At 73.6% G+C, this 6,877-nt stretch carries 5 protein-coding genes; all 5 read right to left on the reverse strand.

The features are described 5' to 3' along the window. The coding region (locus tag ACFVYR_RS37895) for a flavodoxin domain-containing protein (RefSeq protein WP_389613988.1) at window positions 1-125 on the reverse strand (125 nt) is incomplete at its 3' end. A 60-nt stretch (window positions 126-185) separates the two neighbouring features. Next, window positions 186-1,229, reverse strand: a complete 1,044-nt coding sequence (locus ACFVYR_RS37900; protein WP_384261862.1) for a methyltransferase — start codon at window positions 1,227-1,229, stop codon at window positions 186-188. Continuing rightward, window positions 1,226-2,584, reverse strand: a complete 1,359-nt coding sequence (locus tag ACFVYR_RS37905; RefSeq protein WP_384261860.1) for a DegT/DnrJ/EryC1/StrS family aminotransferase — start codon at window positions 2,582-2,584, stop codon at window positions 1,226-1,228. The genes ACFVYR_RS37900 and ACFVYR_RS37905 overlap by 4 nt, the downstream gene beginning before the upstream one ends. Before the next feature lie 5 nt (window positions 2,585-2,589). Beyond that, the gene (locus ACFVYR_RS37910) at window positions 2,590-3,129 is read right to left on the reverse strand and encodes a cupin domain-containing protein (RefSeq protein WP_384261858.1); all 540 of its coding nucleotides are present in this window, start codon (window positions 3,127-3,129) and stop codon (window positions 2,590-2,592) included. 247 nt (window positions 3,130-3,376) lie between these two features. Further along, window positions 3,377-4,444 carry a type III polyketide synthase gene (locus ACFVYR_RS37915; protein WP_384261855.1) on the reverse strand — a complete coding sequence of 356 codons (1,068 nt, stop codon included), beginning with the start codon at window positions 4,442-4,444 and terminating at the stop codon, window positions 3,377-3,379. Between the last annotated feature and the right edge of the window lie 2,433 nt (window positions 4,445-6,877).

Raw genomic sequence — 6,877 nt, forward strand, 5'->3', positions numbered from 1 at the left:
TCGGCGACCTTGCGCAGCCGCACGTTCGCCCCGGCCTTCTCCGCGCCCTCGGCCACCGCCTGGGCCAAAGTGTGCACGTTGCCAGTGGCGCTGTAGTAGATGACGGCGACGTTGACAGGTTCCACGGTGATGTCCTTCTGTCCTTCGGGATGTGCCGGTGTGCCGGTGTGTGTGTGTGGGGGGGGTTAGCGGGCGATGACGAGGGTGGCGGGCGGGGCGGAGTGGAAGGAGATGTCGCTGAAGCCGGCTTTGGTGAGCCAGCTGTGGTAGTCGGTGCGCCGCCAGGTGCCGCCCTGGGTGCTCTTGAGGAGCATTTCGGAGGCGAACAGCAGCGGGAAGGGCGGGCCGCTGCGGTCGTCCTCGACGACGTAGTCGCACACGACCAGGGCGCCGCCGGGGGCCAGGGCGTCCTTGAAGCGGGTGAACAGGGCGATGTTGTCCTCGGGGCCTTCCTGGTGGGCGATGTGGGAGTACAGGGCGATGTCGTAGGCGCCGGGGGCCAGTTCGGTGGTGTGGAAGTCGCCGTCGATGCAGGTGAAACGCTCGCCCAGGCCGCGTTCGGTGAGCTGGCGGCGGGCAATGGCGTTGATGGGCTGCCAGTCGAGCTGGGTGGCGCGGGCGGCGGGGTTGCGGGCCAGCCAGGTGGCCGAGTAGATGCCGGAGCCGCCGCCGATGTCGAGGATGCGGACGGCGCCGGCCCCGTCCAGGCCCAGCAGGTCGGCGGCCAGGGCCGCGGCGGGCACCGACTGGGCGGCGATGGCGGTGACGACCTGGCCCCAGTGCGGGTTGTCGGCGACCTCGACGGCCGGGTCGGTGACGGGGCCGCCGGCGGCCACCACCTCGGGCAGCGCCATCAGACTGCCCATGTGGGTGAGTTTGAGGCGGGCCATGGCGCTGAGGTCGGCGGGCCGGCCCTCGACGAGGTAGGCGGCGGCCTCGGCACTGTTTTGGTAGCGGCCCTCGTGCAGGGTGACAAGGCCGATGGAGAGCAGACCGTCCAGGAGGGTCTGGGCGCCGCGTTCGGAGATGGCCGCACGCTCGGCCAGGGCGGCGGCGGTGCCTGCGCCCTCCTGCAGGTGGGTGAAGAGGCGGTGGGTGCACGCGGCGCCCAGGATGCCGGTGGACCAGTAGCCGTTGATCAGACGCAGGATGGTGTCGGGCGCCGGGGCGTTCCCGCTCGTGTTCCCGCTCGTGTTCCCGCTCGTGTTGTCGCTCGTGTTCTCGCTCATGCGGTGCCTTTCCGGGCCCGGGCGGGGGCCATGTGGGTGTGCAGTGCGGTGCGCAGCCGGCCGGCGACCCGTTCGATCTGGGCGGTGCTGAGTTCGGCGTGCATGGGGATGGCCAGGTGGCGGGCGAAGAGGTCGGCGGAGACGGGGCAGCTCTGCTTGGCCTCGAAGACGGGCTGCAGGTGGCTGGCCCAGGTGCCGTGGCCGCAGCCGATGCCCTGGCCGCGCAGGTCGGCGGCCAGGGCCGCGCGGTCCACCCGCTCGTCCAGGCGCACCAGGTAGGACTGCCAGGCGTGGGTGCGGTCGGCCGGCACCTGCGGCAGGGTCAGCAGTTCCTCATCGGCCAGGAGTTGGGCGTACTGCTCGGCGACGGCGGTGCGGCGCTCAAGGAGTTCGCCGATGCGGGTGAGCTGGACCTGCAGGATGGCCGCGGCGATGTCGGAGAGTTTGAAGTTGTAGCCGATCTCGGTGAATTCCGGGATGGGCAGGCCCACGATCTGCGACTGGTCGAAGATGCTGCCGATGCCGAAGGAGGAGCGCCGGCGGGCATCGGCGGCCAGGGCCGGGTCGGCGGCCAGCAGGGCGCCGCCCTCGCCGCTGGTGGCGCCCTTGCGTCCGTGGAAGGACAGGCAGGCCACCTCGGCCAGCGCGCCGGCCTGCTGTCCCTGGTAGGTGGCGCCGACCGCGCAGGCGGCGTCCTCGATGAGGAAGAGGTGGTGGCGCTCGGCCAGGGCCCGCAGTTCGCGGTAGTCGGCGGGCAGGCCCACGGTGTCCACCGCGATGATCCCGACCGTTCGGGGGCCGATCAGGTCGGCGACGGCCTGCGGGTCCACGGTGTGGGTGTCGGGGCGCACGTCGGCGAAGACGGGCACGGCATCGAGGTAGCGCACCGCGTGGGCGGGCGCGGGGAAGGTGTAGTCGGCGACGATGACCTCATCGCCCGCCCTGACACCCAGCGCGAGCAGCGCCACGTGCAGGGCGGCCCCGCAGTTGGCCAGCGCCACCGCGTGGCGGTCATAACGCTGGGCGAGCTGGGCTTCCAGGGCGGTGCCCCGCGGGCCCTGCCCGGCCGGCCAGCCCGAGGCGAACACCTCGGCGACCGCGGCCAGTTCGGCCTCGCCCAGACTGGCCCGCACCAGCGGCACAGGAGCCTCGCCGGCACCGGCCTGAGCGGCGGGCGCCTGACCGGCGGCGGCCGGGGAGAGGGCAGCCTGGGCGGCGGAGGCAGGAGCCTGGCCGGCGGCGGAGGCGGGGGCCCGGGAGGCGGCGGCCTGGGCCTGGGCGGCGGAGGCGGGGGTCTGGGCGGCGGGGGTCTGGGGGGCGGGGGTCTGGGGGGCGGGGGTCTGGGGGGTGTTCATGGCGGTCACTTCCCGTTGTCCGCGGGCGCGGGCGGCTGGTAGCGCAAGGGGGTGATTTCCTCGACGTCGTAGCGCTTGCGCATCTCCTCCACGGCCGCGGGGTCCACCGTGGTGCCGCGCGCCCAGATCTCCGCGATCTCCTCGAAGTAGTGCTCGTGGTCGGGCGAGGGATAGCTCTGGAAGAGCATCTTCACCGGCTTGTCGGTGGCGTTGCGAAAGGCGTGCGGGGTGCCCGGCGGCACGAACATGCAGCCGCCCTCGGCCGCCTTGATGACCCGCTCACCCTCGGCGGAACGCCAGTGGTGCCAGGTGTCCTTGCTGCGTTCGGTCGGCTCGAAGCACATCAAATCCAGCTCGCCCTCCAGGACGTAGAAGAACTCCTGGGACTCGTGGTGCACATGGGCGCCGACATCGAAGCCGGGCGGCACGACGACCTCGAAGACGGAGATGGCCGAGCCCTGCGCCGAGGTGGCCTTGAAGGTCACCTCCTGCGCCGGGGTGATCAGCTTGCGTCCCGCACCGGGGGGGACGATCAGGCCCGTCATGTATGGGTTTCCTTTACGTTGGCCACGCGTTCTCCCACGCGGCACGAAGACCCCCAGAGGGGCCCGGATCAGATACAGCAGATACGCCGGTACGGCAGATGTGCCGGGTACGGCAGATGTGCCGGTACGGCAGGTACGGCAGGTGCGCCGGGTACGGCAGATGTGCCGGTACGGCAGGTACGGCAGGTGTGCCGGGTACGGCAGGTGTGCCGGGTATGGCAGGTGCCGTCGGGTGGGGCGGGGGGGGTCAGGCGGCGGCGGGCGGGGTGTCGCTGTTCCAGCGGCCCAGGGCCATCTCGGCGGTGATGCCGGGCCCGAACCCGGCGATCAGGCCGGTGGCGTCGGGCATCGGGGTGTCCTCCTCGAACAGGCGCAGGGCGGCGTCCAGGACGACGGCGCTGGCGATGTTGCCGTACTCGGTCAGCGTCGCCCAGCTGTGGCGGAAGACCTTGCGGTCCACGTCGAGGAACTTGGCGAGGTCGTTGAGGATGCGCGGGCCGCCCGCGTGGACGATGTAGAAGTCGAGGTTGCCCACGTCCCAGCCGTGGCCGGCGGCGACGTCGCGCAGCACCGGGGCCAGCGGTTCCATGGTGCCCGGCACCCGGCGGTCCAGCTGGAAGTGGAAACCGGTGTCGCGCACCGCGTAGGAGATCCAGTCCTCGGTGTGGGGGATGAGGTAGGAGGAGTTGGCCTCCAGCTCGATCCCGGTACCGCCCGCGCCGCGTACCACGGCCGCCGCGACCGCGTCACCGAACAGCCCGTCGGAGAGCAGCGAGCCGATGTCGTCCATGTCGGGCTGGTAGCACAGCGAGCACAGCTCGCAGGAGACGATCAGGACGTTGCTGGCGGGGTGGGCCAGGCAGAAGTCGTGGGCGCGGTTGATCGCGGCGCCGCCGGCCGCGCAGCCCAGCTGGGCGATGGGGATCTGGCGGGTGTCCGAGCGCAGGCCCATCGTGTTGATGAGCCAGGCCGTCAGCGACGGCATCAGGAACCCGGTGCACGACACGTAGATGATCGCGTCGATGTCCCGGGCGCCGAGCCCGGCGTTGGCCAGGGCCTCCTCGACGACCTCGGGGGTACGTTTCTTCGACTCCGCCTCGTAGAGGCGGTTGCGTTCGGTCAGGCCCGGGTGGCGCAGGGTCTGCTCGATGGGCTGCACGATATGCCGCTTCTGCACCCCCGTGTTGCGGATCAGCCGGAGCGCCAGGGGAAGCTGCGGCTTCCCGGCGTGGGCCCGCTCGGCGAACTGCAGCGTCTCCTCGGCTGTGATGACGTGTTCCGGTACACGCACGGACGGCTTGCATAGCCTGGGCATATCGGGAATCCACTTTCTCTAGAGTCTGCCTTCTGCACGTGCACCACCTGGTGCACACCGCCCCGCCCCGCCCCGCCCGGAGCGGGCGGGGCGGGGCGGGGGCAGAAGAAGGAAGGGACAGCGGTGACAACGCCTGCCGCACCGCCTTCCGCCGCCTGCGCGGACAACTCCCGTCAACGACGGCAGACCCGCAGACGACGGAAGGCGACACGGAACGAACGAACAGGACGGGGCGGGGCGGGCGGGACCCACACCGCACCGGCCAGACAGGACCAGCCGGGCCGGGCCGGAGCGGACAGGGCGGGCGGAGCAGGCCGGGCGGGCCGGGCCGGGCCGGAGCGGGCCGGGCGGGTTGGGCCGGGCCGGCTGGGCCGGGCGGGTCGGGCTGAGCGGGTGGCCCGGGCCGGTTGGGCCGGGCTGAGCGGGTGGCCCGGGCGGGTTGGGCAGGGCGGGTTGGGCCGAGCCGGCTGAGGCGGGGCAGTTGGGCGGGCCGGCTGGGGCGGAGCGGGGCGGGTGACCCGGGCCGGCTGGGCCGGGCGGGCCGGGTTGGGCGGGCCGGCTGGGGCAGCTGGGGCATCTGGGGCGGGGCGGGCAGACCGGACAGGCCGGCCGGGCGGGGGGCTGGACCGTATACGGGCGTCAGGGAAGACAGGAGCGGAACGGAAAGACAGAAGCCGCACCGGGCCCGGGCGTTGGGGCGGCGCGGCGCGATGCAGGGTCAAGGTCAGGGCGGCGCGGTGCGGTGCATGGTCGGGGCGGTGCAGGGTCAGGGCGGCGCGGTGCGGTGCGGTGCGGGGTCAGGGCGGCGCGGGGCAGCATGTGCCGGACAAGGTGCGGGTGCCGGGGCTGGCCAGGGCGGGCCAGGCCAAGCCGGGGCCGGGGCCGGGCCAGGACGGGACAGGCGCCAGAGCGGGCACGGCTGGTACGCGGTACGGAAGTTGAGGCGGGACGGCAGGGCGCGCACCCTCACACCGAACTCTCCCCCGCCCCCTCGCCCGCCTGCCCCTGCTCCCCCACCCGGCACCCCTCCGCCCTTGTCCTGTGCTCTTCACAGCGGGGACGGGTGCTGAGGGGCGGGAGGTACGGAGGTGATCCGGCAGCAGAGGCAGGGGCGGGCGAGCGGACGAGCGGACGAGCGAGGAAGACGATGAGGGCAAGGGCAGAGGGGCGCACGTGCCGGCCGGCACGCAGGCGTTGAGGCGGGGCAAGGGCGGAACGCAGAGACACATGCCGCGCCCGGCCCGGGCGTTGGAGCGGTAGGGGACACAGACGGCGCGGGACAGCAAGCACCGGCCAGGGCACGAACGTCGGGACAGGACGGGGCGGGACAGCAAGCACCGGCCAGGCACGGGCGTCGGGACAGGACGGGGCGGGACAGCAAAAACTGGACAGAGCACGGGCATCGGGCGGGGCGGGGCGTGGTACGAGAGCGGGGACGGCGGACGGCCAGGTGCCCGTCCTCGCCCACCGCCGCGGTGACCGGCGCCTCGACGCTGTCCCGCAGTACCTGGGCAAGGACGGCGGACGGCGGGGTGCTGGTCCTCGCCGGGATCACTGCCGGCCGGGCCGGGCGGCGGGGCCACGGCGCGGGGCCGCCGCACAGCAGGAACCGAGCCACCCGGAAGGCGGGGGCGCGAACACAAGGACGGGGGCGGACGGCACGGCGGGTGCGGGCGCCACGGACTGCGCAAGGCCGGCGGAACACCCCCCCCACCCCCGCTCGCCCGCCCCCGCCCCCCATCCGGTGCCCCCTCCGCTCTCGCTCCGCACCCTTCACAGCAGGGGCGGGCACAGGTCTTGCGGGGCGAAACGTTCAGCCGGCGATCCAGCAGCGGAACAGCCAACGGACCCCGAGGGTGCGGCAGCACAGCGCAAGGAGCACGAAGAGGCGGAGGGGCAGCAGGCCACCGGCCGGGCACGCCGCGAAGGGACCGCGAGGGCCGCGGAGGCCGCGGAGCGGGCCGGGGGGGCGGACACCCAACGGCCGACGGCCGCGGCAGACCGCGCCCGCCCGGAACCACTCAGAGAATCAGGCACCCGCCCGCGCGGCCGGCCCCTGCCCGCCTCCGGCCGCACCCCGCACCCCGGGGTCCGTTCCTGCGCTGCGGCGCAGAGAACTCCCCGCCGGCAGGCGGGCAGAGCACCGGCGCCGGGGCGCCACGGCACACGGGCAGAAAAGCATGAGAGGGGGATCGGCGCCACAGGCGGGGCACAGACCCGGCACGGCCGGCGCCCGGCGGCGGATACGACACTCGGCCCATCGCCCGCAAAACGGCTTCGGGCAGGGAAGTCGTGCGGAAATAGTGACACGGACGCCACCCCCGGACCAAGACCCACCCAAAGTGACGTAGGTCACGGCACGAGGCGGCACGAGGCGGCACGGGACGGCACGAGGCGGTGCGGGCCAGCACGGGACGGTGCGGGCCAGCACGG

This window comes from Streptomyces sp. NPDC058284, from assembly GCF_042881135.1.
Taxonomy (GTDB): domain Bacteria; phylum Actinomycetota; class Actinomycetes; order Streptomycetales; family Streptomycetaceae; genus Streptomyces.